This window comes from Corynebacterium variabile (assembly GCF_006539825.1).
In the GTDB taxonomy this organism is placed as follows: Bacteria; Actinomycetota; Actinomycetes; order Mycobacteriales; family Mycobacteriaceae; genus Corynebacterium; species Corynebacterium variabile.
Window position 1 is genome coordinate 1 of record NZ_BJNT01000007.1, and the last position, 23,722, is coordinate 23,722.

Annotated in this window: 25 protein-coding genes and 1 riboswitch; of the genes, 14 read left to right on the forward strand and 11 right to left on the reverse strand. The window is 67.9% G+C overall.

What is annotated here, in order from left to right; genetic code table 11:
* From sucB to CVA01_RS05085, 4 genes are all read left to right on the forward strand, one after another.
* Positions 1 to 1,497: 2-oxoglutarate dehydrogenase, E2 component, dihydrolipoamide succinyltransferase (gene sucB / locus CVA01_RS05070; protein WP_170209704.1), on the forward strand; the 1,497-nt coding region annotated here is incomplete at its 5' end.
* A gap of 92 nt (positions 1,498 to 1,589) precedes the next feature.
* Positions 1,590 to 2,342, forward strand: a complete 753-nt coding sequence (gene lipB, locus CVA01_RS05075; RefSeq protein WP_141329143.1) for a lipoyl(octanoyl) transferase LipB — start codon at positions 1,590 to 1,592, stop codon at positions 2,340 to 2,342.
* Between the two features lie 51 nt (positions 2,343 to 2,393).
* Complete coding sequence (gene lipA / locus CVA01_RS05080) at positions 2,394 to 3,443, forward strand: lipoyl synthase (RefSeq protein ID WP_141329145.1); 1,050 nt, start codon at positions 2,394 to 2,396, stop codon at positions 3,441 to 3,443.
* 18 nt (positions 3,444 to 3,461) lie between these two features.
* Positions 3,462 to 4,235 (forward strand): DUF4191 domain-containing protein, encoded by a 774-nt coding sequence (locus tag CVA01_RS05085; RefSeq protein ID WP_141329147.1) that lies wholly within the window; start codon positions 3,462 to 3,464, stop codon positions 4,233 to 4,235.
* Positions 4,236 to 4,324: 89 nt separating this feature from the next.
* Here CVA01_RS05085 and CVA01_RS05090 read toward each other — a convergent pair whose 3' ends face one another.
* A complete protein-coding gene (locus tag CVA01_RS05090; RefSeq protein WP_014009661.1) occupies positions 4,325 to 4,921 on the reverse strand; it encodes an RDD family protein in 597 nt (198 codons plus the stop codon).
* 218 nt (positions 4,922 to 5,139) lie between these two features.
* On the opposite strand from CVA01_RS05090, the gene glnA reads away from it, so the two are divergent.
* Together glnA and CVA01_RS05100 are read left to right on the forward strand one after the other, a co-directional pair.
* The gene (gene glnA / locus CVA01_RS05095; RefSeq protein WP_141329149.1) at positions 5,140 to 6,576 is read left to right on the forward strand and encodes a type I glutamate--ammonia ligase; all 1,437 of its coding nucleotides are present in this window, start codon (positions 5,140 to 5,142) and stop codon (positions 6,574 to 6,576) included.
* Positions 6,577 to 6,664: 88 nt separating this feature from the next.
* Positions 6,665 to 7,744, forward strand: coding sequence for an NAD(P)-dependent alcohol dehydrogenase (locus CVA01_RS05100; RefSeq protein WP_073883533.1), 1,080 nt, complete (start codon positions 6,665 to 6,667; stop codon positions 7,742 to 7,744).
* Between the two features lie 20 nt (positions 7,745 to 7,764).
* On the opposite strand, the gene CVA01_RS05105 is transcribed toward CVA01_RS05100, so the two are convergent.
* The 3 genes from CVA01_RS05105 to CVA01_RS05115 form a co-directional block, all read right to left on the reverse strand.
* The gene (locus CVA01_RS05105; RefSeq protein WP_141329152.1) at positions 7,765 to 8,547 is read right to left on the reverse strand and encodes a hypothetical protein; all 783 of its coding nucleotides are present in this window, start codon (positions 8,545 to 8,547) and stop codon (positions 7,765 to 7,767) included.
* Positions 8,548 to 8,679: 132 nt separating this feature from the next.
* Positions 8,680 to 9,858, reverse strand: coding sequence for an acyl-CoA dehydrogenase family protein (locus tag CVA01_RS05110; protein ID WP_073883531.1), 1,179 nt, complete (start codon positions 9,856 to 9,858; stop codon positions 8,680 to 8,682).
* 17 nt (positions 9,859 to 9,875) lie between these two features.
* The gene (locus tag CVA01_RS05115; RefSeq protein ID WP_014009656.1) at positions 9,876 to 11,042 is read right to left on the reverse strand and encodes an acyl-CoA dehydrogenase family protein; all 1,167 of its coding nucleotides are present in this window, start codon (positions 11,040 to 11,042) and stop codon (positions 9,876 to 9,878) included.
* Between the two features lie 250 nt (positions 11,043 to 11,292).
* On the opposite strand from CVA01_RS05115, the gene CVA01_RS05120 reads away from it, so the two are divergent.
* Genes CVA01_RS05120 through CVA01_RS05130 form a run of 3 tightly spaced genes read left to right on the forward strand, consistent with a single transcriptional unit; the run spans position 11,293 to position 13,713 of the window.
* Positions 11,293 to 12,372 (forward strand): SPFH domain-containing protein, encoded by a 1,080-nt coding sequence (locus CVA01_RS05120; protein ID WP_141329154.1) that lies wholly within the window; start codon positions 11,293 to 11,295, stop codon positions 12,370 to 12,372.
* A 9-nt stretch (positions 12,373 to 12,381) separates the two neighbouring features.
* Complete coding sequence (locus tag CVA01_RS05125; protein WP_141329156.1) at positions 12,382 to 13,050, forward strand: NAD(P)H-binding protein; 669 nt, start codon at positions 12,382 to 12,384, stop codon at positions 13,048 to 13,050.
* A gap of 3 nt (positions 13,051 to 13,053) precedes the next feature.
* Positions 13,054 to 13,713 carry an NAD(P)H-binding protein gene (locus tag CVA01_RS05130; protein WP_141329158.1) on the forward strand — a complete coding sequence of 220 codons (660 nt, stop codon included), beginning with the start codon at positions 13,054 to 13,056 and terminating at the stop codon, positions 13,711 to 13,713.
* On the opposite strand, the gene CVA01_RS05135 is transcribed toward CVA01_RS05130, so the two are convergent.
* Together CVA01_RS05135 and thiE are read right to left on the reverse strand one after the other, a co-directional pair.
* Positions 13,710 to 14,279: a GNAT family N-acetyltransferase gene (locus CVA01_RS05135; protein ID WP_141329160.1), complete on the reverse strand. Its 570-nt coding sequence runs from the start codon at positions 14,277 to 14,279 to the stop codon at positions 13,710 to 13,712. The two genes, CVA01_RS05130 and CVA01_RS05135, sit on opposite strands and share 4 nt — an antisense overlap.
* A 103-nt stretch (positions 14,280 to 14,382) precedes the next feature.
* Positions 14,383 to 15,114, reverse strand: coding sequence for a thiamine phosphate synthase (gene thiE, locus CVA01_RS05140; RefSeq protein ID WP_141329162.1), 732 nt, complete (start codon positions 15,112 to 15,114; stop codon positions 14,383 to 14,385).
* Between the two features lie 18 nt (positions 15,115 to 15,132).
* A riboswitch (TPP riboswitch) is annotated at positions 15,133 to 15,240 on the forward strand.
* On the opposite strand from thiE, the gene thiO reads away from it, so the two are divergent.
* The 4 genes from thiO (at position 15,232) to moeB (ending at position 18,594) form a co-directional block, all read left to right on the forward strand.
* On the forward strand, positions 15,232 to 16,416 hold the full coding sequence (gene thiO / locus CVA01_RS05145; protein ID WP_141329164.1) for a glycine oxidase ThiO: 1,185 nt from the start codon (positions 15,232 to 15,234) through the stop codon (positions 16,414 to 16,416). It overlaps the preceding riboswitch by 9 nt.
* Positions 16,413 to 16,628: a sulfur carrier protein ThiS gene (gene thiS, locus CVA01_RS05150; protein ID WP_014009649.1), complete on the forward strand. Its 216-nt coding sequence runs from the start codon at positions 16,413 to 16,415 to the stop codon at positions 16,626 to 16,628. The genes thiO and thiS overlap by 4 nt, the downstream gene beginning before the upstream one ends.
* 2 nt (positions 16,629 to 16,630) lie before the next feature.
* Positions 16,631 to 17,422, forward strand: coding sequence for a thiazole synthase (locus CVA01_RS05155; RefSeq protein WP_014009648.1), 792 nt, complete (start codon positions 16,631 to 16,633; stop codon positions 17,420 to 17,422).
* Entirely contained in the window at positions 17,419 to 18,594 is a 1,176-nt protein-coding gene (moeB, locus tag CVA01_RS05160; RefSeq protein ID WP_141329166.1) for a molybdopterin-synthase adenylyltransferase MoeB, read from the forward strand. The genes CVA01_RS05155 and moeB overlap by 4 nt, the downstream gene beginning before the upstream one ends.
* Here moeB and CVA01_RS05165 read toward each other — a convergent pair.
* Positions 18,588 to 19,892: an MFS transporter gene (locus CVA01_RS05165; RefSeq protein WP_141329168.1), complete on the reverse strand. Its 1,305-nt coding sequence runs from the start codon at positions 19,890 to 19,892 to the stop codon at positions 18,588 to 18,590. The genes moeB and CVA01_RS05165 overlap by 7 nt on opposite strands.
* A gap of 49 nt (positions 19,893 to 19,941) precedes the next feature.
* Complete coding sequence (locus tag CVA01_RS05170; protein ID WP_170209705.1) at positions 19,942 to 20,682, reverse strand: sulfite exporter TauE/SafE family protein; 741 nt, start codon at positions 20,680 to 20,682, stop codon at positions 19,942 to 19,944.
* A gap of 39 nt (positions 20,683 to 20,721) precedes the next feature.
* Here CVA01_RS05170 and CVA01_RS05175 point away from each other — a divergent pair, with 39 nt between their 5' ends.
* Entirely contained in the window at positions 20,722 to 21,963 is a 1,242-nt protein-coding gene (locus CVA01_RS05175) for a glycosyltransferase 87 family protein (RefSeq protein ID WP_244938163.1), read from the forward strand.
* On the opposite strand, the gene CVA01_RS05180 is transcribed toward CVA01_RS05175, so the two are convergent.
* Genes CVA01_RS05180 through CVA01_RS05190 form a run of 3 tightly spaced genes read right to left on the reverse strand, consistent with a single transcriptional unit; the run spans position 21,932 to position 23,704 of the window.
* Positions 21,932 to 22,375 (reverse strand): NUDIX hydrolase, encoded by a 444-nt coding sequence (locus CVA01_RS05180; protein WP_041629921.1) that lies wholly within the window; start codon positions 22,373 to 22,375, stop codon positions 21,932 to 21,934. The genes CVA01_RS05175 and CVA01_RS05180 overlap by 32 nt on opposite strands.
* Positions 22,372 to 23,013 (reverse strand): hypothetical protein, encoded by a 642-nt coding sequence (locus tag CVA01_RS05185; RefSeq protein ID WP_014009642.1) that lies wholly within the window; start codon positions 23,011 to 23,013, stop codon positions 22,372 to 22,374. Before CVA01_RS05185 ends, CVA01_RS05180 begins: the two co-directional genes overlap by 4 nt.
* Positions 23,014 to 23,059: 46 nt before the next feature.
* Positions 23,060 to 23,704, reverse strand: a complete 645-nt coding sequence (locus tag CVA01_RS05190) for a biliverdin-producing heme oxygenase (protein WP_141329172.1) — start codon at positions 23,702 to 23,704, stop codon at positions 23,060 to 23,062.
* Positions 23,705 to 23,722: the final 18 nt, after the last annotated feature.

The window sequence follows — 23,722 nt, forward strand, 5'->3', positions numbered from 1 at the left end:
GGCGCCGTCATCGCCCGCATCGGCGACGGCTCCGCCGCCGCTGCCCCGGCCGAGAAGAAGGCCGACCCGAAGCCGGAGCCCGAGGAAGAGACCAAGGCTGAGCCTGCTCCCGCCGCCGAGGAGAAGACCGAGCAGGCCGAGACCGCCGCACCAGCAGCCTCCGGCGACGCCACCGACGTGAAGATGCCGGAACTCGGTGAGTCCGTCACCGAGGGCACCGTCACCAACTGGCTCAAGAAGGTCGGCGACACCGTCGACGTCGACGAGCCCCTCCTCGAGGTCTCCACCGACAAGGTCGACACCGAGGTCCCCTCCCCCGTCGCCGGCACCCTCGTCGAGATCCTCGCTGACGAAGACGACACCGTCGACGTCGGCGCCGTCATCGCCCGCATCGGCGACGGCTCCGCCGCCGCTGCCCCGGCCGAGAAGAAGGCCGAGCCGAAGCCGGAGCCCGAGGAAGAGACCAAGCAAGAGCCCAAGGCAGAGGAGAAGCCCGCCCCCAAGGCGGAGCCGGAGCCGAAGAAGGAGGCCCCGAAGGCCGAGGCCAAGGCTGAGCCGAAGTCCGAGCCCGCCGCCGGCAACCTCCCCTACGTCACCCCGCTGGTGCGCAAGCTCGCCGAGAAGCACGGCGTGGACCTGTCCACCGTCACCGGTTCCGGTGTCGGCGGCCGTATCCGCAAGCAGGATGTCCTCGCCGCCGCCGAGGGTGGCTCCACGGGGACCGAGGCTGCTCCGGCCGCCGTCGTGCTCAAGGGTTCCGATCCGGCCAAGGCGTCCCTGCGAGGCACCACCGCTAAGGTCAACCGGATCCGTGCGATCACCGCGAAGACCACCCTGGAGTCCCTCCACGGTGCCGCGCAGCTCACCCAGGTCCACGAGGTCGACATGACCCGCGTCGCCGAACTGCGCAAGTCCTCCAAGGCCGTCTTCCAGGACAAGTACGGTGTCAACCTCACCTACCTGCCCTTCTTCGCCAAGGCCGTCGTCGAGGCCCTCCTGGCCCACCCGAACGTCAACGCGTCCTACAACGCCGAGACCCAGGAGATGACCTACCACGACTCGGTCAACCTGAGCTTCGCCGTGGACACCCCGGAGGGCCTCATCTCCCCGGTCGTCCACAACGCCCAGGACCTGTCCCTGCCGGAGCTGGCCCAGGCCATCGTCGACATCGCCGACCGCGCCCGGAACAAGAAGCTCAAGCCGAACGACATCATGGGCGGCACCTTCACCATCACCAACATCGGTTCCGAAGGCGCCCTGACCGACACCCCGATCCTCGTGCCGCCGCAGGCCGCGATGCTCGGCACCGGCGCCATCGTCAAGCGCCCGGTGGTCATCTCCGAGGACGGCCAGGACGCCATCAGCATCCGCCAGATGGTCTTCCTCCCGATGACCTACGACCACCAGGTCATCGACGGTGCCGATGCCGGTCGCTTCCTGACCAGCATCAAGGACCGTCTGGAGAACTACGACTTCACCGGTGACCTCGCCCTCTAGGCTTCCTCCCCGGTAAGTCATCGCCCCGGCTCCTCCCCGTCAACGGGGAGGGGCCGGGACGGTTCGTTTTGCCCGGAGTAGGATCGGTGTCCATGGGCTTCCAGCACGGATCTATCCGCAACACCACTGACCCGGTCGATGTCGTCGACCTGCACACCGTCGACTACCTCGAGACCTGGCGGCACCAGGCCGATCTGGCCCGCAGACGGGCGGCCGACAAGATCCCGGACACACTCCTGCTGCTACAGCACCCGCCGACATACACCGCCGGGAAGCGCACCCAGCCGGAGGACCTGCCGACCAACGGCCTGCCCGTCGTCGACGTCGACCGTGGCGGCCGCATCACCTGGCACGGCCCCGGCCAGCTCGTCGCCTACCCGATCATCAAGCTGGACGACCCGATCGACGTCGTCGACTACGTCCGGCGTATTGAAGAAGCGGTCATCGCGACCTGTCACGATCTCGGGCTCGACACGGTGGGTCGTGTGGAAGGACGCTCCGGCGTGTGGCTGCCCGCAGGCATCCTCAACGGTCAGCTGGTGCCCGCCCGAAAGGTCGCGGCGATCGGAATCCGCGTCACCAGGGGCGTCACCATGCACGGCGTCGCACTGAACTGCGACAACACCCTGGACTACTACAACCACATCGTGCCCTGTGGTCTGCCGGACACCGGGGTGACCACGCTCAGTGCCGAACTGGGCCGCGACATCACCGTGGCGGACGCCACCCCACTGCTCACCCGCCATCTCCTGGACGCCCTGGACGGAACCCTGCCGACCACGGACACTGACGTTCCCGAAGAGCTTGCACACGGTCCGGTGAAGGATGTCTCCGATGCGCTGTGATGACCGTAACCCGCTTCGACGTGTGGACATGTGCAGCGTAGGGTGGGGCCTGTGACTATCGCTGCAGACGGCCGACGACTTCTGCGCATCGAAGCAAAGAATGCGCAGACCCCCATCGAGCAGAAGCCCCGCTGGATCCGGACCACCGCGAAAATGGGCCCGGAGTACCGGGACATGAAGAACCGCGTCTCCGACGCGGGTCTCCACACCGTGTGTCAGGAGGCGGGCTGCCCCAACATCCACGAGTGCTGGGAGGACCGCGAGGCGTCGTTCCTCATCGGCGGCGACACCTGCTCCCGCCGGTGCGACTTCTGCCAGATCAAGTCCGGCAGGCCCTCCCCTCTCGACCGCGACGAGCCGCGCCGTGTCGCTGAGAACATCCGTGAGATGGATCTGCGTTACGCCACCATCACCGGTGTGACCCGTGACGATCTCGATGACGAGGGTGCCTGGCTCTACGCGGAGATCGTGCGCAAGGTCCACGAGCTCAACCCGAACACCGGTGTCGAGAACCTCACCCCCGATTTCTCTGCGAAGCCTGACCTTCTCGCCGAGGTCTTCGAGGCGCGTCCGGAGGTCTTCGCCCACAACCTGGAGACCGTGCCGCGCATCTTCAAGCGCATCCGCCCGGCGTTCCGCTACGACCGCTCGCTGGAGGTCATCCGTGCCGCCCGCGACTTCGGCCTGGTGACCAAGTCCAACCTCATCCTCGGCATGGGTGAGACCGCCGAGGAGGTACAGTCCTCCCTCACCGACCTGAAGGACGCCGGCTGCGACATCATCACCATCACCCAGTACCTGCGCCCGACGAACATGCACCACCCGATCGAGCGGTGGGTGAAGCCGGAGGAGTTCATGGAGCACTCCGAGTTCGCCAAGGAACTCGGTTTCGGCGCCGTCATGTCCGGCCCGCTGGTGCGTTCCTCCTACCGTTCCGGTCGTCTCTACGCCGAGGCCAAGGCCGCGCGCGGCGAGGCTCTGCCGGAGAACCTCTCGCATCTCGGTGACAACCTGGGGTCCTCCACAAGCCAGGAGGCGAGCACCCTGCTGGAGAAGTACGGGGCCTCCAAGGAGACTCCGGTCACCTCCGCACGGCAGTGATGCTCTAGACTGGAAACCATGGCGAAAGACCCCCGGGAGAAGGAAAACAAGCGGCTTGAGAAGGCCGCCAAGAAGGCACGGCGGAAGCAGACCCGCGGCCAGATGTGGCAGGCGTTCCAGCTGCAGCGCAAGCGGGACAAGAAGCTTGTCCCCCTGATGCTGCTGGGCCTGCTGGTTCCGGTCGCCCTGCTGCTGCTGCTCAGCATTGTTTTCGGTGCGTGGTGGTTCAACCTCGTCATCGGTCTGCTGATCGGTGCCGTCGTCGCGATGATCATCTTCTCGCGCCGTCTCCAGTCCGGCGTGTACGACCAGATCGAGGGCCAGCCGGGTGCGGCGGCCTGGGCCCTGGACAACCTGCGTTCCGGCGTGGGCATGAAGTGGATCACCGAGAGCGGCGTCGCGTCCAACACACACATGGACGCCGTCCACCGCGTCGTCGGCACCCCCGGCGTCGTCCTCGTCGGTGAAGGCAACCGCTCCCGCCTCAAGCCGCTGATGGCGCAGGAGCGTCGTCGTCTGGCCCGCATCCTCGGCAACACCCCGATCTACGACATGTACATCGGCGACGGTGAGGGCGAGGTCGAGGTCCGCAAGATCCAGTCCGCCCTGATGAAGCTGCCCCGCAACGTCAAGAAGAACGAGGTGGACGCGCTCAACAGCCGCATCGAGTCCATCTCCCGGCTCAACTCCCGTGAGGCGTCCCTGCCCAAGGGGCCGCTGCCCCGTCAGGCGAACATGTCCGGCATGAACCGTCGTGCCCGTCGTGCCTCGGATCGCAACAAGCGGGGCTGATCCCCTCAGCCTGCACCACAGCACAGAAATCCGCCGCTCCCCCGGTCGAGGGGAACGGCGGTTTTTCTGTGTCCGGGCGCCGCGCCTGCCTACCGAGTCCGGATCACCGCGGTCCCGGTGGCACGGTCATGCATGCCGCGGCTGTCGGTGTCCTGGATGATCGGCGGGAAGAGGAACACGGTGAGGATCGTCCGGATGATCGACCGGAGCAGACCGACCCGCTTCTCGGTGTCATCGACCCGGGCCACGCCGATACCCATGATCGCGTGGCCCGGGGACTGGGCGAAAAGCCAGACCGTGATGACACGCCAGAGGATCCACACCATCATCGTCACCGTCGACACGCCGCCGAGAGCGTCAGTCATGCTGCAGATCAGTGCGGCGATCCCCCAGCAGATGGCCCAGTCGATCAACAGGGCGAAAAGGCGGGGAGACAGCGGAGCGACGGACCCGGGGCCGTCCTTCGGCAGCCCCAGGAGCTTGCCGGGGTACGGACTGAGATCCGTCGGGTCCTCGAACTGGCCCGGAACCTGAGGACCCTCGAGCCACACCGGCTGGGAAGCGCGTTCGGCCCGTCGTTCCCGCCGTTGCTGCTGTTGGTACTCCTTCGACGTCCTCCCCTGTGTCGTCTTCTTCCCCCCGTTCTTCCTGCCCGGATTACTGCCCTTGCTCTGCCGCTTTGCCATGGGGCCAGCCTACCGGGGTGGCGTAGCGGCGGCCCAACCCGTCCCGTAGGCTGAACACAGACCCTCCCAAGGGGTCGCGGCGAGTGTTACATGTCGGTAACACTGGATTGACGACCGGGCAACATCCCGAAGATAAGCTTGTTCCCAGACTCAGCCACCGCAGCGGACCGCTGCGCGAAACCGAGGCTGTGCCGACCATGACTGCAAGGAGTCCCACAGTGGCATTCAAGACGGCCGAAGAGGTCACGAAGTTCATCAAGGACAACGACATCGAGTTCGTTGACGTTCGGTTCACCGACGTCCCGGGTGTGGAACAGCACTTCACCATCCCCGCCGCCGCGTTCGACGAGGACGCCGTCACAGACGGTCTGGCTTTCGACGGTTCCTCCGTCCGAGGCTTCACCACCATCGATGAGTCCGACATGAACCTTCTCCCGGACCTGGCGACCGCGAAGGTCGACCCGTTCCGGAAGACGAAGACACTGAACATCAAGTTCTTCGTCCATGACCCCTTCACCCGCGAGCCTTTCTCCCGCGACCCGCGCAATGTCGCCCGTAAGGCCGAGGAGTACCTCGCGTCCACCGGCATCGCCGACACCTGTAACTTCGGCCTGGAGGCGGAGTTCTACCTCTTCGACAAGGTCAAGTACTCCACGGACATCAACAACTCCTTCTACGAGGTTGATTCCGATGAGGGCTGGTGGAACCGCGGTAAGGACACCAACCTCGACGGCACCCCGAACCTCGGTCACAAGACCCCGATCAAGGGCGGCTACTTCCCGGTTCCGCCGATCGACCAGACCGGCGAGGTCCGCGACGCGATGGTGAAGAACCTCATCGCCGCAGAGTACGAGCTCGAGCGCTTCCACCACGAGGTCGGCACCGGTGGACAGCAGGAGATCAACTACAAGTTCAACACCCTGCTGCACGCTGCAGATGACCTGCAGTCCTTCAAGTACATCATCAAGGGCACCGCCGGTCAGTTCGGCAAGTCCGCCACCTTCATGCCGAAGCCGCTCGCCGGCGACAACGGTTCGGGCATGCACGCCCACCAGTCCCTGTGGAAGGACGGCAAGCCGCTGTTCTTCGACGAGAACGGCTACGCCGGTCTGTCCGACCTGGCCCGCTACTACATCGGCGGCATCCTGCACCACGCCGGTTCGGTCCTGGCCTTCACCAACCCGACGCTGAACTCCTACCACCGTCTGGTCCCGGGCTTCGAGGCCCCGATCAACCTGGTCTACTCGCAGCGTAACCGCTCCGCCGCCGTGCGTATCCCGATCACCGGCTCCAACCCGAAGGCCAAGCGCCTCGAGTTCCGCGCTCCGGACCCGTCGGGTAACCCGTACTTCGGTATGGCAGCCATGATGCTCGCCGGCCTCGACGGCATCAAGAACCGCATCGAGCCGCACGCCCCGGTCGACAAGGACCTCTACGAGCTCCCGCCGGAGGAGGCTGCGTCCATCCCGACCGCGCCGACCTCCCTCGAGGCCGCTCTGAAGGCCCTGGAGGAGGACAACGAGTTCCTCACCGATGGTGGCGTCTTCACCGACGACCTGCTCGACACCTACATCTCCTACAAGTACGACAACGAGATCGCTCCCGTCCGCCTGCGCCCGACCCCGCAGGAGTTCGAGATGTACTTCAACTGCTAGGAACCACTCCTGCAGTCACCGTCCACCCCCGCTCCCTGCTCCGGCCGGGATGCGGGGGTGTTCGCATTCCCCGAAAGGACTCTGCACGATGACCACCTCCTTCGACAGCACTGACAATTCCACCCGCACCGTGGACGCCTGGGGCGTCACCGCACTCGGCGAACCGCTGGAACGGATGCAGATCACCCGACGACCGCTGCGCGGAAACGATGTCCGGATCCGCGTCGACTACTCCGGCATCTGCCACTCCGACATCCACAATGTCCGGGGTGACTTCGGCCCCAGACCCCTGCCCCTTGTGCCCGGCCACGAAATTGTCGGCACCGTCGTCGGTACCGGCTCAGAGGTCTCCCGCTTCTCGGTGGGTGACCGGGTCGGGGTCGGGTGTTTCTCCGACTCCTGCGGCCACTGCGACGCCTGCCAGGCCGACGAGGAAGGCTACTGCGAGAACGGCACGGTGATGACGTATGCCAGCGAGAACGGGTACACCGACGGAGAGGTCACCCAGGGCGGCTATGCCACCGAGATCGTCACCAGGGACAGCTTCGTCCTCCGCGTGCCGGACTCCCTTGATCCGGCAGCGACCGCTCCCCTTCTCTGTGCCGGAATCACCACCTACTCCCCGCTCAAGCACTGGGGTGCCGGCCCCGGACGCCGCGTCGCCGTCGTCGGCATGGGCGGAGTCGGTCACGTTGCCGTGAAGATCGCGGTGGCGATGGGTGCAGAGGTCACCGTGCTCTCCCACTCGGAGTCCAAGCGGGAGGAGGCGCTGCGTTTCGGTGCCGTGGACCTGGTCTCCACCGCTGACGGCAGTTTCGCGAAGACCTGTTCCCGACGCTTCGATCTCATTCTCAACACGGTGAGTGTGGACCTGGACACGGCGTCCTACATGGCCACGCTGGCGTTCGACGGCGTGATGGTGCAGATCGGGCTGCCGGAACAGCCGCTGAGCGTTCCGGTGCGCATGCTCACGGGACAGCGGCGGTCCCTGGCGGGGTCTCTGGTCGGCGGAATCGCCGAGACCCAGGAGATGCTCGACTTCTGCGCCGGGCACGGGGTGACCGCCGAGATCGAACTCATCGACGCGGCAGATGTCAACGATGCCTACGACCGGGCGGTCCGCTCCGACGTGCGCTACCGCTTCGTCATCGACGCGGCGACGATCTGAGGACGATCTGAGACGGCTGACTAGCCGCGCAGCCGGTCCGCCTGGGTCTGTGCCAGTCCGGTGAGAACGTCCTGGCTCACACCCTCGGTACCCATGACGCTGAAGTCGTTGCCGTTGACGGTCCCGGTTATCGTGGTCTGGACGATCGTGACCTTCTGGCCGCCGACGTCCATGGTTGCGCTGGAGCGGATGCCCCGTACGTTCTCCACGCCGTTGAGGTTGACGGGCACATCCTCGGCCTTGGAGGTGATTCTGGCGGGCATGCCGCCCATATCCATCTCCGCGGTGAGATTCATGCACTGGTCGTTGGGTTGGTTCGTGCCTGTCGCTCCGACGCCCACGGCGATGGCCTGTTCTCCCCCGTCGCTGTAGGTGACTGAGGACACGCCGTCACTACCGGCGGTGCCGGCCGTCATCTGCTCCTGCAGGACTGCCTTGCATTCCGGCGGCGTGACAGTCATGGCGTCGAGCGCCTCCTGCATCCCGGCCGTGTCAGGGTCCTGCTGCGGGTCGGCGACAGTGAACCCGGCAGGCGCGTCATCCGGACCGAGGATCGCGGTGGCGGGATCCACAGGGGTGGAGGCCTGATCGGCGTCCCCGTCACCCTGGGGTGCCGGAGCGTCGCCCTCCGGGGCGTCTCCGGCTTCAGACGCCGGGGAGTCCGGAGTCCCGGAGCTCGACGGTGCCGCGCTCGAGGAGCCGGTGGTCGACGAGCTCGCGGTCGTCGTCTCCTGGTCATCCGGGGAGTCATCGGAGCAGGCGGTGAGGCCCGTTCCTGCGCCCAGCAGGAGCATCAGCGCCACCCCTGCAACGATCCTGTCTGGGTACCTGCCTCTTGTCATTCCTGCTCCGGAGGTCGACGACGTATGCCTGTCCATCATGACACATGCCCCGTCACCGGTCGTCAGGGATCCGGATCAGGGGCACGCGGTCACTCAGGGGATGAGGGCGTTGTCCAGCAGCGCGCTCGGTGCGGTGGACACGGCCTCGGCCGCTTCCCCGGCGCTGCGCGCCTCCAGCTCGCCACCGTAGATCTGCCGGAAGCCGGTGAGTGCCGCGGCGTAGTGGCTGATGCCTGCTTCGTAGGTCACGCCGATGCCGCCGTGGAGCTGGATGGCCTCCTGGGCGATGGTGCGTGCCTGGCCGGACAGGAAGTTGTGCGCGTCCAGGGCCGTGCCGGTGAGGGTGTCGAGGTCCTCCGCCGAGAGAGTGTCCACGGTGCCGGGGAAGGCCTCGGCCACGGCGGTCGCCCACAGGGAGGTCGAGCGGGCGAGCTCGACGTCGGAGTACATCTGGGCTGCGCGGTGGGTCAGCGCCTGGAACTTGTTGATCGTGACACCGAACTGCTTGCGCACCTTGAGGTATTCCACGGTGGTCTTCAGCGCGGTCTCCATGAGGCCGACGGCGCGGGCGCCGTGGGCGATCCGGCCGAGGGCGGTGGCGCGACGCAGTGACGCGGTGACGGTCGCCGCGTCCGCATTGCCGAGACGCTCGGCGGACGCCCCTTCGAAAGTGACGGTGCCGGTGCGCACCCACTCGGCGTTGCGGTGGACATCCACCGTCACCCCGGCGGCGTCGGCGGCGACGAGGAAGACCCCCGGCTCACCGTCGGCGACGGCCGTGACGAGGAAGGCGTCGGCGGCGTCCGGGACAACCACGGCGGTCTTGGTGCCGGTGAGGGCACCGTCGGTCACTGTGGCGGTGCGGTCGGACGTCCAGCCGGTACCTGCCTCGGCGTGGGCGAGCGGGACGATGGCCTCGCCGACGGAGATGCGGGCGAGCAGGTCGGCCTTCTGCTCGGCGGTACCCAGGTCGGCGATGATCCAGCTCGGGACGTGGGCGGCGTCGGTGAGCGGTTCCGGGGCACAGAGGGTGCCCAGGGCGTGGGTGGCGGCCCAGATGTCCGTGATGCCGGCACCGGCACCGTCGTAGTCCTCGGCGACCGGTAGGGCGGTGAGGCCGAGCTCGGCACCCTGCGTCCACATGTCGCGCCGGAACTCGAGCGCGACTTCCGGGGAGTCGCCGCCGGCGGTCGGGTCACCCTCGGAGTCCGAGAAGAGGTCCCGGACGGCGTCAGCGAGCATGAGCTGTTCGTCGTTGAGTGAGAGATCCATGTGTGGTTCCTGCCTTCCTAGAGTCCGAGGATGCCCTTGGCGATGACGCCGGCCTGCACTTCGTTGCTGCCGCCGTAGATCGAGAACTTGCGGTGGTTGAGGTACTCGGCGACTGCGTCACCGTCGAAGGCGCGGGTCCCCGGGGCCGCTCCGGTGACCTCGACCCCGTCAGTGCCGAGGGAGGAGACCGCGAGGTCATCGAGTTCCTGGAGGATCCGGGAGCCCTCGATCTTCAGCAGCGAGGACAGCGGCGACGGTTTGCCGTTCTCGCTGGCGGAGGTGACGCGCATCGTCGTGGCCTCGAGGGCGGTGAGCCGCAGCTTGACGGTGTAGAGACGACGGCGGAACTCCGGATCGTCGATGAGCCGGTGGCCGTTGACCTCACGGTCGGTGGCGAGGGACACCAGGGCGGTGTACATCCGCTGGCTGGAACCGATCTGCGCCATGCCGTTGCGCTCGTTACCGAGGAGGAACTTGGCGTAGGTCCAGCCCTTGTTCTCCTCGCCGACGAGGTTCTCCACGGGGACGCGGACGTCCGTGAAGAAAAACTCGTTGACCTCGACGGATCCGTCGATGAGGCGGATCGGTCGGCGGTCGATGCCGGGGGTCTCCATGTCGACGAGCAGGAAAGAGATGCCCTTCTGCGGCTTGTCGGCGTTCGGGTCGGTCCGCGCGAGGAGGAACATCCACTGGCCGAACTGGCCGAGGGTGGTCCAGGTCTTCTGACCGTTGACGACGTAGTGGTCGCCGTCGCGCACGGCAGTGGTCTTCAGGCCGGCGAGGTCGGAACCGGCACCCGGCTCGGAGAAGCCCTGCGACCACCAGATGTCGAGGTTCGCGGTCTTGGCCAGGAACTTCTCCTTGATCTCGTCCGTGGCGAAGTTCGCGATGACGGGACCGACCATGCCGACGTTGAACGGCAGGGGCTCGGGGATGCCCGAGCGCTGGAGCTCATTGGTGAAGATGTGCGACTGGGTGGGGGTCCAGTCCTGTCCGCCGTACTCCACGGGCCAGTGCGGCACGGCGACGCCGTGCCGGTTGAGGACCTGCTGGGAGTCGATGATGTCCTGTCGGGTCGTCTGCCCGGCCCGGTACCGGTCACGGATCTCCTGCGGGACTTCCCGGAAGATGGCCCGGAGGTTGTCGCGGAACGCGACCTCCTCCGGAGTGAGCTCCAGATTCATCCGTATTTCTCCTCACGTTGCTGTGCGACGATGTTCTCCGTCACAATGTCGGGACGTACCGGCGATCCTATCCTCCGTCGGCATTCCAGGAGTGATAACAACTGAATTTCTTTTCAGCTACCCCCGGGCGGGGTCAGATCCGGTCGGCGAACAGGTCAAATACGTCTCCGGAGTGCGCACAGCGCACCTGATACCCTGGGACAACACAGCCGGGTGACCCGATCTGTCGCCTTCCAGGAAAGGACCTGACATGCTCTACGACGTGCCGAAGCCCACCGAAGCAATCCTGATCAGCGGAGGCTTCGGCCACCGTAGTCCGGAGAGCCCGTACCGCATCGTCGTCGGCGGCGGCGCCTGGTCGGTTCCTATCCTCCACCGCGTCCAGCGGTTCTACATCGGCGCGAACACCGTCCAGGTCCGCGTCGCCGCGCCGTCCGCCCAGAATGTTGAAGTCGCCGTCGAGGCCACCGTCGTCTTCCGCGTCCGCCCGGACAAGAACCACATCACCCGCGCCGCGAGCCGCTTCGAGGGCAGCGACCGCAAGGAGGTGCTCCGCGCCGCCTACGACATCTTCGGTGGCGAGACCCGCGCGATGATCGGCCAGATGACGGTGGAGGAGATGATCTCCGACCGCATGCGCCTGGCGTCCGACGTCCTGACCAACGCCGAGCCGAAGATGGCGGAGCTGGGGTGGGGCATCGACTCCTTCCAGATCAGCTCCATCACCGACGACAACAACTACATCCGCTCCCTCTCCGCCCCGGAGCTCGCCCGCGTCGAGCGTGAAGCCGCCGTCGCCGAGGCCCGGCGGGACGCCGAGATCGAGAACGAGCGGCAGAAGGCCAACCGACTGAAGTCCGAGTACCAGCGCGACACCGATCTGCTGACCAGCGAGAACATCAAGCAGACCGCCCAGGCGAAGGCGGAGGCCGAGGCGTCCGGTCCGCTGGCCAAGGCCGAAGCCGACCGTAAAGTCGTCGCCAAGCAGTCCGAGCTCGCCGCTGAGCAGGCCATCCTGCGTGAACAGGAGCTGATCGCCGAAGTCGTCAAGCCCGCCGAGGCCGAGGCACAGCGTCGGCGCATCGAAGCCGAGGCCGAAGCACAGGCCCTGCGCACGACCTCCGATGCAGTGGCTTCCAACCGTGGCGTCATCATCGACAAGCAGATGGTCGACCAGATGCCGGAGATGATCGACTCGCTCTCCGAGGCCCTCGGGTCGGCGAACCTCACCCTCGTCGGCGACGGCCAGGACCTCAACCTGCTGCTCAGCCAGATCGCCTCGGTCGCCCCGGGCCTGCGGGAACTGGCGAAGCGCGACAACGGCGCGTAGACATGGGATATGTCTGACGCACTCATCATCGGCGGCCACGGTAAGGTGGCCCTGCTCGCAGCCCCCAAGCTCATCGACCACGGTTTCGCGGTCACCTCGCTGATCCGGAAGCCGGAACAGGCGGAGGATATCGAGGCCCTCGGCGCCACTCCCCTGGTCCTCGATCTCACCCAGTTAACTCCGGACGAGTGGGACGCCCTGCTCGTCCGGTTCGACGTGGTCATCTGGTCTGCCGGTGCCGGCGGTGGCGCCCCCGAGCGCACCTACGCCGTCGACCGGGACGCCGCACTCGCGGTCATCGACTCCCTCGAACGGCTGCGCGACGCCGGCAAGGCCCCGCGGTACCTCAATGTCTCCTACGTCGGGGCCACGAAACACTCCGTGCCGGAGGATGACCCCTTCTTCGCCTATGCGGACTCGAAGAAGACCGTCGATGACCGGCTTAACGGCACCGAGGGCCTCGACTACGCGATCCTCGGCCCGGCTGCGCTCACCCTGGAACCGTCCAACGGCTGGGCCCCGGTGGACGCCGCCGCCGAGAACCCCGAGTGGTCGACGGAGACCTCCCGTGAGCTCGTCGCGGATGTCATCGCCGAACTCGCCGCCCGCGACACCCTGCCGGAGAACCGGACCGTCGAGTTCATCGACGGTCCGAACCCGGTCAGTGAGATCGGCTGAGGCATGCCCTCCACCCTGATCATCGGCGGGCACGGCAAGGTCGCCCTGCTCGCTGCACCGATGCTCGGTGACCTCGGGTTCTCCGTGACCTCGGTGATCCGCGACTGTGCACAGTCCGCCGACATCGAGGCCACGGGGGCCACTCCCCTGGTCCTCGACATCACCGAGGTCACTCCGGAAGAATGGGACACTCTGCTTGCCGGGTTCGACGTCATCGTCTGGTCTGCCGGTGCCGGCGGTGGTGCCCCCGAGCGCACCTACGCCGTCGACCGGGACGCCGCACTCGCGGTCATCGACTCCCTCGAACGGCTGCGCGACGCCGGGAAGACTCCCCGGTTCATCAATGTCTCCTACCTCGGCGCCACCCACCACCGGGTCCCCGAAAGCGACTCCTTCTTCCCCTACGCGGACGCGAAGAAGACCGTCGACGACCGACTCAACAGCACCGAAGGTCTTGAATACCTGATCCTCGGGCCGTCCGCGCTCACCCTGGAGCCGGCCGTCGGATACGCGATACCGACCCCGGGCCTGCCGCGGGAGGACTCCCACACCTCCCGCGAACTCGTCGCCGAGATCATCACGGTCTTCGCAGACCGCAGGTCTCTCCCCCGTGAGCGGACGGTCGAGTTCGTCGACGGCTACCTTCCCGCCGGCGAGATCTAGTCGAACGCAGGGCTGTAGGAGACGGTGGCCTCGGGGTAGCCAACCGTGCCATCGAGACGCAGAGCCTGGAAGTAGGACGCCTGCTCCGGCGCCAACCCTGCCATGGTGAGCCCCTCATGGGGAGCGAAACCGAAGCGGGCGTAGAGCGAAGGATCGCCGAGCAGGACCGCACCGGTCGCGCCGTAGACGATGAGCAGGTCGAGCAGGGCCCGCATCAGTCCGGAGCCGGTGCCCTGCCCCTGGAAGTCCGGGTGTACCGACAGTGGTCCGATGCCGTACCACCAGCCTCCGTCAGGTGGATCGAGCGTCACACGGGACGCCGCGACATGACCGACGATGCGTCCGGCATGGACGGCGACCAGTGAGTACCGGAGCTCGCCGGCGTCGCGGAGCGCGTCGATGATCTTCGCCTCGGTGCCGGAGGCGTGTTCAACTTTGGCGAAGGCTTCGGCGGTCAGGGCACGGATGGCTCCGATGTCTGAGCCGTCGACGCGCTCGGGACGGATGACGGGGAGCCCCTGTCGGGTGGGGACAGTGGCAGATGTGGCGTCTGTGATGGTGTTCATAACCGCATGGTACCGGTGTTCCTGCTGGTCGGCAGGGTTGAGACACCCGGTCCCAGCAGGTGGACGCGCGGAGGCCCACCCCGGCGCCGGCAGGTGCAGCGTGTCAGTTCTTGTCCAGCACAGCCTTCAGCTCCGCGGCCGCGGCCCGGGGGTCACCAGCCTCCGTCAGCGGACGCACCACCACGGCGCGCACCGGGCAGCCCTCGGCCCCCGCACCGGCTGCCGCCTGCACCTCGGGCAGGGTGGACGCGTTCACCCCGCCGATCGTGAACCACACCTTCTCCCGCTGCCACTGTTCAGGGGCCGAAGCCAGCATTGCGGCAGTCTCCGTCACCAGTGACAGGCCCGTCGCCGAACGCCCCGGCTTCGTCGGGGTCTCCCAGAGCGGCCCGGTGCAGAAGTAGTCGAGGTCGGCGTCCTCCATCGCGGCGCGCGCCTGCGACAGCGAGTGGGTGGACAACCCCACCACCACGTCCGGGCCCAGCAGTGACCGCACCTGCGCGATAGTCAGATCGTCCTGGCCGACATGGAAGACATCCGCCCCCACCAGTGCGGCGATGTCCGCCCGGTCGTTGACCGCGAACATTTTCCCGTGCTCCTTCGCCACCGAGGCCAGGACCTCCAGCGCGGCGATCTCGTCGCAGGTGTCGATGGACTTGTCGCGCAGCTGCACGATGTCTACCCCGCCCTCGTAGGCGGCGTGGAGGAAGTCCCGTAGATCGCCCTGCTCCGTGCGTGCAGGGGTGCACAGGTAAAGGGGGGAATCGGCCAGCTGGCGGAGCCGGCTGTCTCGCAGGTCACGGTCGGGGGTGGCGCGGAAACGGGAAAGGCTCATGTGGTGGAATGGTAGCCGTAAGCGGACTACGGGAGCCCCTGCAGGGGCTGAGAGGACCGGAGCACCGGTCGACCGTCCACACCTGACGCGGATCATGCCGCCGGAGGAAAGGAACGCATGAACACACACACGCCAGACACCATCGTCGTCGGCGCCGGCGTCGCCGGACTCACCGCCGCCTGGAACCTGCACAAGGCCGGGCAGAGCGTCACCGTCGTCGACCCCACCCCGGGGATGGGTGCCAGCCGCGCCGCCGCGGGCATGATCGCCGCGGTCAGCGAGGTGATGTACCAGCACCACACGATGCGCACGCTGATGACCACCTCGGCCGCCCTCTATCCCCCGCTCGTCGCCGAACTCACCGAGCTCCTCGGCCACGACGTCGGCTACCGCGGTAGCGAGACCCTCGACATCGGCGCGCACCCCGCCGACCGCGACTGGTTCGCCAATCTCGCTGAGGTCCAGCGCGCTGCGGGTATGACGGTCGAGCAGATCACCACCCGCCAGGCCCGGAAACTGGAGCCGGCCCTCTCCCCCGCGATCTCGGGGGCCTTCCTCGTCGCCGGTGACCACCAGATCAACCCCCGGAAACTGGTCCCCGCACTCATCGAGGCACTCGACCGAGACCCCGGTTTCAGGCTCATCCGGCAGCGCGTCACCGCGGTCCTCCGCGACGGCGGCGACACCGGCGCCGTCACAGGCGTCACCCTCGATGACGGCACCGATCTCCACGCCGCCACCACGCTGCTGTGCCCGGGGGTCTCCCTCGCCGGCATCGGCAATCTCCCTGAGGCTGACTGCGTCAGACTGCACCCGGTCCACGGCGACATCCTGCGCGCCCGACTGCGCCCCGGCCAGCCGCCGCTGCTGGAGCGCACCGTGCGCGGCATGGTCGACGGCCGTCCCGTCTACCTCGTCCCCCGCACCGACGGCGAGATCGTCATCGGCGCGACCGAGCGGGAGGACGGGTTCGACGGTGTCGTCCTGGAAGGGGCCTACCAGCTGCTGCGGGACGCCCAGACGCTCGTCCCCGGTGCCGCGGACCTGGAGCTCACCGAGATCCTCGCCCGCGCCCGGCCCGGCACCCCGGACGACCTGCCCTACATCGGATGCCTCGACGGTGTCGACGGGCTGGTCGTCTCCACCGGCTACTCCCGCCACGGCATCCTGCTCGCCCCGCTGGGCGGGCATCTCGCCGCCGGCCTCGTCCTCGGCACCGACATCACCACAGAGGACGCCGCGATCCTCGCCGCCACCGATCCCCGGCGGACATCCCCACACACCTCAGGAGCGACAGTATGACCGTCACCGTCAACGGTAAGCCCCACGACTACGCCGACGGCGCCACCGTCGCCGACGTCATCCTCGACATCACCGGCCACGCCCATGACGACGACCAGCTCGGTGTCGCCGTGGCCCTCGACGCGGCCGTCGTCCCGCGCAGCCGCTGGGCGTCCACCCCGGTGCCCGAGGACGCCGAGATCGAGATCATCACCGCCATGCAGGGAGGCTAGCTATGTCACTCACCATCGGATCCACCACCGTGGATTCCCGCCTGATCATGGGCACCGGCGGCGCGACGTCGATGACTGTCCTGGAGGACGCCCTCGTCGCCTCCGGTACCCGGCTCACCACCGTCGCCCTGCGCCGCTTCAACCCCTCGACCGGAACCTCCCTGTTCGGCCTGCTCAACAAGCTGGGCATCGAGGTCCTGCCGAACACCGCCGGCTGCTACACCGCCCGCGACGCCCTGCTCACCGCCCGGCTCGGCCGGGAGGCACTGGGCACCGACCGGGTGAAGCTGGAGATCCTCGCCGACGACGAGACCCTGTTGCCCGATGTCGTCGAACTGGTCGACGCCACCGAGCAGCTCACCAACGACGGTTTCGAGGTCTACGCCTACACTTCCGACGACCCGGCCGTGGCCCGGTCACTGGAGTCCGCCGGTGCGGCCGCGGTCATGCCGCTGGGCGCGCCGATCGGTACCGGCCTGGGCATCCTGAACCCGCACAACATCGAGCTGATCTGCTCCCGTGCCACCGTCCCGGTGATCCTCGATGCCGGGGTCGGCACCGCCTCGGACGCCGCCCTGGCCATGGAGCTGGGCTGCGACGGCGTGCTGCTGGCCAGTGCCGTCACCCGTGCCCAGAATCCCGCACTGATGGCCACGGCCATGCGGTCCGCCGTCGAGGCCGGCTATCTCGCCCGCCAGGCCGGACGCATCCCGAAGCGCACCCTGGCCGAAGGTGCGCTGGCGTCCTCCCCGATGGAGGGACGCATCGGTTCTCGTGAGAACGAGTCACTGTGACCACGGCGAAGGCTCTCCCGTTCGCCCCACTGGTCGACCCGGTCGACGAACTGACCCGTGATGACCTGGTGCGCTACGCCCGTCACCTGACCCTGGACCAGATCGGTCCGGAAGGGCAGCGTCGACTGCGGGGTGCCCGGGTGCTCATCACCGGTGCCGGTGGCCTGGGATCGCCCGCCCTGCTCTACCTCGCTGCGGCGGGGGTGGGCACCATCGGCATCATCGATGATGACGTGGTGGACGTCTCCAACCTGCAGCGTCAGGTCGTCCACGGCATGGAGGACGTCGGCCGGGCGAAGGTGGAGTCCGCCGCGGACGCCGTCGCCCGCATCAACCCGACGGTCACCGTGGAGCAGCTACGTACCCGGCTGACCGCGGACAATGCCGTGGACATCATCGACGGTTACGACCTGGTCCTGGACGGCGCGGACAACTTCGCGACCCGCTACGTCGTCTCGGATGCCTGCACCCTGACAGACACCCCGTGCGTCTGGGGCTCGATCCTTCGCTTCGACGGCCGGGTCTCGGTGTTCTGGAACGGCCCGGAGCATGACGGCATCAGCTACCGCGACCTGCACCCGGACGCCCCCGCGCCCGGTGAGGTGCCCAGCTGCGCCGCCGGTGGCGTCATCGGTGCGCTGCCCGGAACCGTCGGATCACTCATGGTCACCGAAGCCGTGAAGCTCATCACCGGCACCGGCACGCCGCTGTTCGGCCGGCTGCTCATCCACGACGGCATGGCGATGACCTTCCGCGAGCTGAAGATCATCCCGGATCCGGACGCACCCCTGGTCACCGCCGTGGACGACGGTGTCTCCGACGCCTGTGCCGTGCCCTCCTACCCCACCGTGTCCCCGGCGGAGCTGCAGTCACGGTTGGACGTCGGTGCGGTCCTCGTCGACGTCCGTGAGCCCTGGGAACGGGAGATCGTGTCCATCCCCGGCGCGCTGCCCGTCCCCCTGGCCGAACTGCAGGCCCACGGCGCCGACGCCCTGCCAAAGGACGCCCGTGGCCGGGACGTGGTCTTCCACTGCAAGGCCGGCAGTCGCTCCGAGCAGGCACTGGACGCGGTCGGCCCCTGGTTCGCCGCCCGTGAGGAGAACGCCGCCCACCTCGACGGCGGTGTCCTGGCCTGGGTACAGGACCTGCACCCCGAGCTACCGACCTACTGAGTCGGCTTCCGGGACCGCCACCGCGCCATCGCGGCCCTGCTGACAACCAGCCCGACCACGCCGGTGATCCATACTCCTCCGACGGCGACGAACCAGGCGAACCGGAAATCGTCCCAGGCGTAGTCCGCGCCGTCGGCCGAGGCGTCGAGGATCAGGCCGACCACCTGGGAGGCCACCATCGCGGCGGTGAAGCCACCCATGTTCGACAGGCCGGTGGCCGTCGCGGTGAAACGGCGGTCGACCTCCTCGCGCACCGTGTCGAAACCGAAGTTCGCCACCGGTGCCAGGCCGGGCAGCACGATGTTCATGATGATGATCGCGGCGTAGCCTCGCGGTGCGTCCGGCAGGAAGAAGACGACCCAGCCCACCGCGACGAGGACGGTCGCGCCCAGCGCCACGAGCGGGCGGCCCCTCCCGGCGCGCGCGGAGATGATGCCCGCCAACGGTCCGACGAGGACACTGACCACCATGTTCACCACGAGCACGGTGGAGGCCTGCCCGTCGGACAGGCCCATGCCGAGCGTCATCAGCGGCTTACCCCACAGCAGGGTGAAGACGACCTGGCTCATGAGCGTGAAATGGATGAAGAAGCCCATCCAGCACGCCGGGTGGCGCACCACGACGGCGAGGATCCGGCCGATACCGAGCTTCTCCCGGGCAGCGGTTTCCGCGACACCCGGGGTCGGGTCCGGGGTGTCCCGCACGGCCAGCCACACAAGAACCGCCACGAGGACGCTGGACGCGCCGAGACTGACGAAGGACGTCTCCCATCCCTGCCCGTGCAGCAGCGCGGTGAACGGCACCGCGGAAATGAACTGGCCGACATACCCGAGACCACCGGTGAGCTGGGTGAACAGCGGCGTCTTCCGCATCGGGATCCAGGCCGGCAGGATACGCATCACGGACAGGAATGCCGTGGCGTCCGCCGAACCGATGATGACGCGCGCGAGGATCGCCACCGGATAGGAACCGGTCGCCCCCAGCAGCACCTGCCCGAGGCCCATCATCACTGCACCGACGACCAGCATGCGCCGTGGGCCGAAGCGGTCGATGAGCATGCCCATCGGGATCTGCGCACACGCGTACACACCGACCTGAACCGAGGAGAACACCGCCAGGCGGGACGCCGAGATGTCGAAGTGGTCCATCGCCTCCACACCGGCGACACCGAGGGAGGTGCGCCCGGTGATCGCCAGGATGTAGGCGAGGATCGCCGCGCCCCAGACGGTGAGCGCCCGGGCGCTCAGCCGGTCTGCGGGGCGGGCGGCTGGGGTCGAGGAGGTGGGCGTAACAGGCACGTTTCCCCACCTTAGACCTGTGGTCCGATCACACGGTACGCAGTCACTCTCACACAGACACCACGCCGCGCACCAGCACGGTCAACGCACCGGCAGCAGCGAGGATCAGAGCCAGCCGGTGCGCGGTCGCTCGGTCGGTGCGCTGCGCGATCCACATGCCCCCGGTGATGCCGAGGATGATGGCCAGCAGTGCGGCCGGCCAGATCCCCCAGGGCTCGGAACCGATGTCCCCGGCACCGGAGAGCCACTTGATGAAGAAACTCAGCGTTCCCGAGACGATGAACAGCGGCTGGAGCGTGGCGGCGAAGGTGCGCTGGTCCCAGCGGGACGCCTGGGCGTAGACGGTGATCACCGGGCCGGCGACGCCGGCCAGGGTGTTGGTGAACCCACCGACGACGCCGGCGACCAGGGCCGGCGCCTTCCCCGTCGCGGCAGGTATGTACCGCCTGCCGATGGTGGTCACTCCCAGCGCCAGAAGAATGAGGGCACCGACGATGATCTGCAGGACCGCCGGGCTGATGACGGTGATCAGCCACGCCCCCGGCGCGGCGCCGACCACCATGACCGAGCCGATGAGTGCGAACTTCCGCCAGTCGACGTCGCGTCGCTGCGTCCACGTGGACAGGGCCGCGTTGACCGCGGCGATGACGTTGACGACCATGACACCCTCGACAGGCCCCATCGCCAGGGACAGCACCGGTGCCCCGAGCAGCCCGACACCCATGCCGGACACCCGCTGCATGCACGAGCCGATGAGGATCGTGCCGAATACGAGGAGGACGAGAGTCATTCCCCACACTGTAGCCCTCGACCTATACCATCTTGACGTGTGACTCCTCCTCCCCTCGTCGCCGCGCAGACCCCGGTCCACCACTCCCGTGTCGTGGTCTGGCTCGGCTGGTTGGTCGCCCATCTGATCCCGGTCATCTGGATCGACCGCTTCGGCACCGCCACCGGCGACGTGCACTACTACTTCGTCGGCGTCAACAACTACGTCCCCGGTGCCATGACCGAGTACCCGGTGTTCGGGACGCTCCCCGCCCGGCTCGTCAACCTCCTTCCCGGCGGGGAGGACGCCTACATCCGCTGGTTCGTCGTCCTCTGCGTCCTCACCTCGGCGGTCTTCACCGCCTGGCTGATCCATGTCGACCGCGCCCCCGGCCACCGGGCCGCCTGGTTCTGGTCGCTGTTCATCGCCCTGTCCGGGCCGATCGTCCTGACCAGGCTCGACCTCTTCCCCGCGCTGACGGTCGCCGCCTTCGCCGCGCTCCTCTTCGCCCGCTCCCGGACAGGACGCCGCCTCGCGACCGTCGCCCTGGCGCTGGCCACCATGATGAAGCTCTGGCCCGGAGTGCTGGGGGCTGCGTTGGTCGGTGGGTGGCGGCGACGCTCCACCTGGGCCCGGGTGCTCTGGTTCTTCGCCGCCCTCGTCGTCCTCTGCGCCGCGGTGCTCGTGGTCTCGGGGACCGACGGGCTGACCTCACCGCTGGACTACCAGTCCGACCGTGGTCTCCAGATCGAGTCGGTGTTCGCCACCCCGGTGATGGCGGCCGCGGCCTTCGCCGCCGCCGGGGACGACCGCTGGCACATCGGCTATGCGGCGTCGAAGAGTTTCGAGATCACCGGGCCCGGCGCCGGGATCATGACCACGGTCGCCACGGTGGCGACCGTGGCGATGGTGCTCATCGCCGTCGGTTGGGCGGTCACCCGGCTGGTGCGGGATGACTGGTCGCCGATGCAGGCGCTGGCCTTCAGCACGGCTCTGGTCGCCCTGATCATCGCGACAAACAAGGTCTTCTCCCCGCAGTACATCACCTGGCTCGCCCCGCTGGTGGCCGTCGCACTGCTGGTGAGCCGACGCCGGATCGTGGTGATCCTGGCACTGGAGGTACTGGTCACCGCCGTGCTGACGGCCGCCGTCTACCCGGTCTACTACGACTGGCTGATGTCGGCCCCGCCGTCGAAGGAGGGGGTGCTGTTCCTCGCGCTGCGCAACACCGGGATCCTGGTCATCCTGTGCACCACCGCGTGGTGGGCGCTCACCGCAGGTCGGGAATCCCGGCCGCGATAGCCGGGAAGACCCGGAACATCAGCGGGGCCAGCGGGTGTGCGGCATCATCCGGCGTGACCTCCGGTGTGCCCAGGGGCGCCCACCGGTTCTCGGCGATCTCTGAGGCAGGCGGCGGTGTGCCACCGGTCCACACTGTGGTGAAGACGTCCGCGACCACGGTGTGGCCGTCCTCGTTCGCGGCCGGCGCGTGGTAGCGGCCCAGCGGGCGGAGGGACGCGACGGTCAGCAGGACCCCGGTCTCCTCGTGGACCTCGCGGACAGCGGCGTCCACCGGACTCTCCCCCTGCTCCGGCTTGCCGCCGGGGAACTGGAAGAGCTCCGTGCCGCGCTTACGCACGGTCAGGACCTCGGTGCGGTGCTCCCCGTCATGACGGAGGAAGGCGACGGCACTGACGCGGATCTCCGTACTCACCGCAGGGCGTGACGGATCGTCGAGACGGTGACCGCACAGGACTCGTCGGTCACCGCACCCTGGTAGGCCCGGCAGACGTCGGACCCGTGCTGCATGACCATAAGCAGGCCGGCGCTGAGCTCCTCGGACAGCCGCTCGAGGTCCTCCTCCCCGGAGACCATCGAGCACAGCTGGTTGTACAAGCCTCCGCCAGGACCGGTACCGTCCCCGGCCACCAGGAGACGAAGGTAGGCCTGGGCGGTCAGTCCGAGCAGATCGCCGTTGTCCCGGAGGTCGGCGACGTGGCGGCGGAAGGTGAACATCGACGGCATCGTCACGTGCCGGTCACGCCACCGGGCGGTCGCGTGGGCCCGGTCAAGGGCCTGGTTGAGAGATCCGGTCATGGCGACGAGTTCCGTCCGCACCCCGGCGGGGACGAGTGCGCAGTCCCCCAGGATGCGCAGCCCCTCCCAGTGCTGCTCGAGCCAGGCGACACGCCCGGCGAAGGGTAGTGAGCCCTCGGACAGCCGACGGACCACCGCCGATCGGCTGAGGCAGTCGGTGACGGCCCCGGTGACGGCGTCCACTAGCTCGGCAGCGGCCGCGACCACATCTGACCTGTCTCCGGAGTCTCCCGGGAATGCCTGTTGTGTGTTCACGTCCACCACCTTTCGTTCGTAAGCCTAGCCTATCTTCGGTGGGGAGTCACCCCCGGGCCCGCTCCAGCCCTTCGAAGACGCCCGAGTTGAACGCGAAAGCGTCCGAGGAGGCGTCCAGGAGGTGCTGCTGCTCCTCCTCCGTGAGCTGCAGGGCGTCCAGGGCGGCACGGTAGCCGTCCCGGTAGACCTTCGGCTTCGGGATGTGCGGGAAATCATAGAAGGTGAGGCCCTCGGAGGCGACGCCGTAGTGGCGCCCCATCAGACGGCCGATCACCTGGCCACCCGCCAGGTCACCCAGGTACCGGGTGTAGTGGTGGGCGATCAGTGCCGGGACGTCGCCGTCCCGGCCGATGCGCTGCAGTTCGGCGACATACGCGGCCGTCTCAGGGAGCGGCTCTGCGTTCACGGTGCCACCGAGGACGGTGAGATCGGCGACCAGCGCGGACCGGCGGTCGAGCTGCCGGTCGGCGATATCGGCCAGGCGGGAGTCACCCGCACAGGCCTCGACCGCGTCTTCCAGTGCCGTGTAGAACAGGAGAGCCTGTTCCTGCAGGGCGATGAAAGCGGCGGCATCCAGCTCCCCACCGAGCAGCTCCTCCATGAAGGACGAGTGCTCGGCCTTGTCGTGCGCCTGGCGGGTCTCGCCACGCAGACGCTCCGACAGGCTCAGAGCCGGGAGAGCAGTGGTCATGATCGGTTCCTCCGGGTG

Excerpts from the sequence above, each read along its gene's own strand:
- thiS (WP_014009649.1), top strand. The coding sequence starts at position 16,413 with ATGACCGTCACCGTCAACGGTAAGCCCCACGACTACGCCGACGGCGCC.
- CVA01_RS05115 (WP_014009656.1), bottom strand. The coding sequence starts at position 11,042 with ATGAATCTGGAGCTCACTCCGGAGGAGGTCGCGTTCCGCGACAACCTC.
- thiE (WP_141329162.1), bottom strand. The coding sequence starts at position 15,114 with ATGAGCCTTTCCCGTTTCCGCGCCACCCCCGACCGTGACCTGCGAGAC.
- lipB (WP_141329143.1), top strand. The coding sequence starts at position 1,590 with ATGGGCTTCCAGCACGGATCTATCCGCAACACCACTGACCCGGTCGAT.
- CVA01_RS05135 (WP_141329160.1), bottom strand. The coding sequence starts at position 14,279 with ATGAACACCATCACAGACGCCACATCTGCCACTGTCCCCACCCGACAG.
- CVA01_RS05120 (WP_141329154.1), top strand. The coding sequence starts at position 11,293 with ATGCTCTACGACGTGCCGAAGCCCACCGAAGCAATCCTGATCAGCGGA.
- thiO (WP_141329164.1), top strand. The coding sequence starts at position 15,232 with ATGAACACACACACGCCAGACACCATCGTCGTCGGCGCCGGCGTCGCC.
- CVA01_RS05085 (WP_141329147.1), top strand. The coding sequence starts at position 3,462 with ATGGCGAAAGACCCCCGGGAGAAGGAAAACAAGCGGCTTGAGAAGGCC.
- CVA01_RS05155 (WP_014009648.1), top strand. The coding sequence starts at position 16,631 with ATGTCACTCACCATCGGATCCACCACCGTGGATTCCCGCCTGATCATG.
- CVA01_RS05125 (WP_141329156.1), top strand. The coding sequence starts at position 12,382 with ATGTCTGACGCACTCATCATCGGCGGCCACGGTAAGGTGGCCCTGCTC.
- CVA01_RS05100 (WP_073883533.1), top strand. The coding sequence starts at position 6,665 with ATGACCACCTCCTTCGACAGCACTGACAATTCCACCCGCACCGTGGAC.
- CVA01_RS05110 (WP_073883531.1), bottom strand. The coding sequence starts at position 9,858 with ATGGATCTCTCACTCAACGACGAACAGCTCATGCTCGCTGACGCCGTC.
- CVA01_RS05130 (WP_141329158.1), top strand. The coding sequence starts at position 13,054 with ATGCCCTCCACCCTGATCATCGGCGGGCACGGCAAGGTCGCCCTGCTC.
- CVA01_RS05090 (WP_014009661.1), bottom strand. The coding sequence starts at position 4,921 with ATGGCAAAGCGGCAGAGCAAGGGCAGTAATCCGGGCAGGAAGAACGGG.
- CVA01_RS05190 (WP_141329172.1), bottom strand. The coding sequence starts at position 23,704 with ATGACCACTGCTCTCCCGGCTCTGAGCCTGTCGGAGCGTCTGCGTGGC.
- CVA01_RS05170 (WP_170209705.1), bottom strand. The coding sequence starts at position 20,682 with ATGACTCTCGTCCTCCTCGTATTCGGCACGATCCTCATCGGCTCGTGC.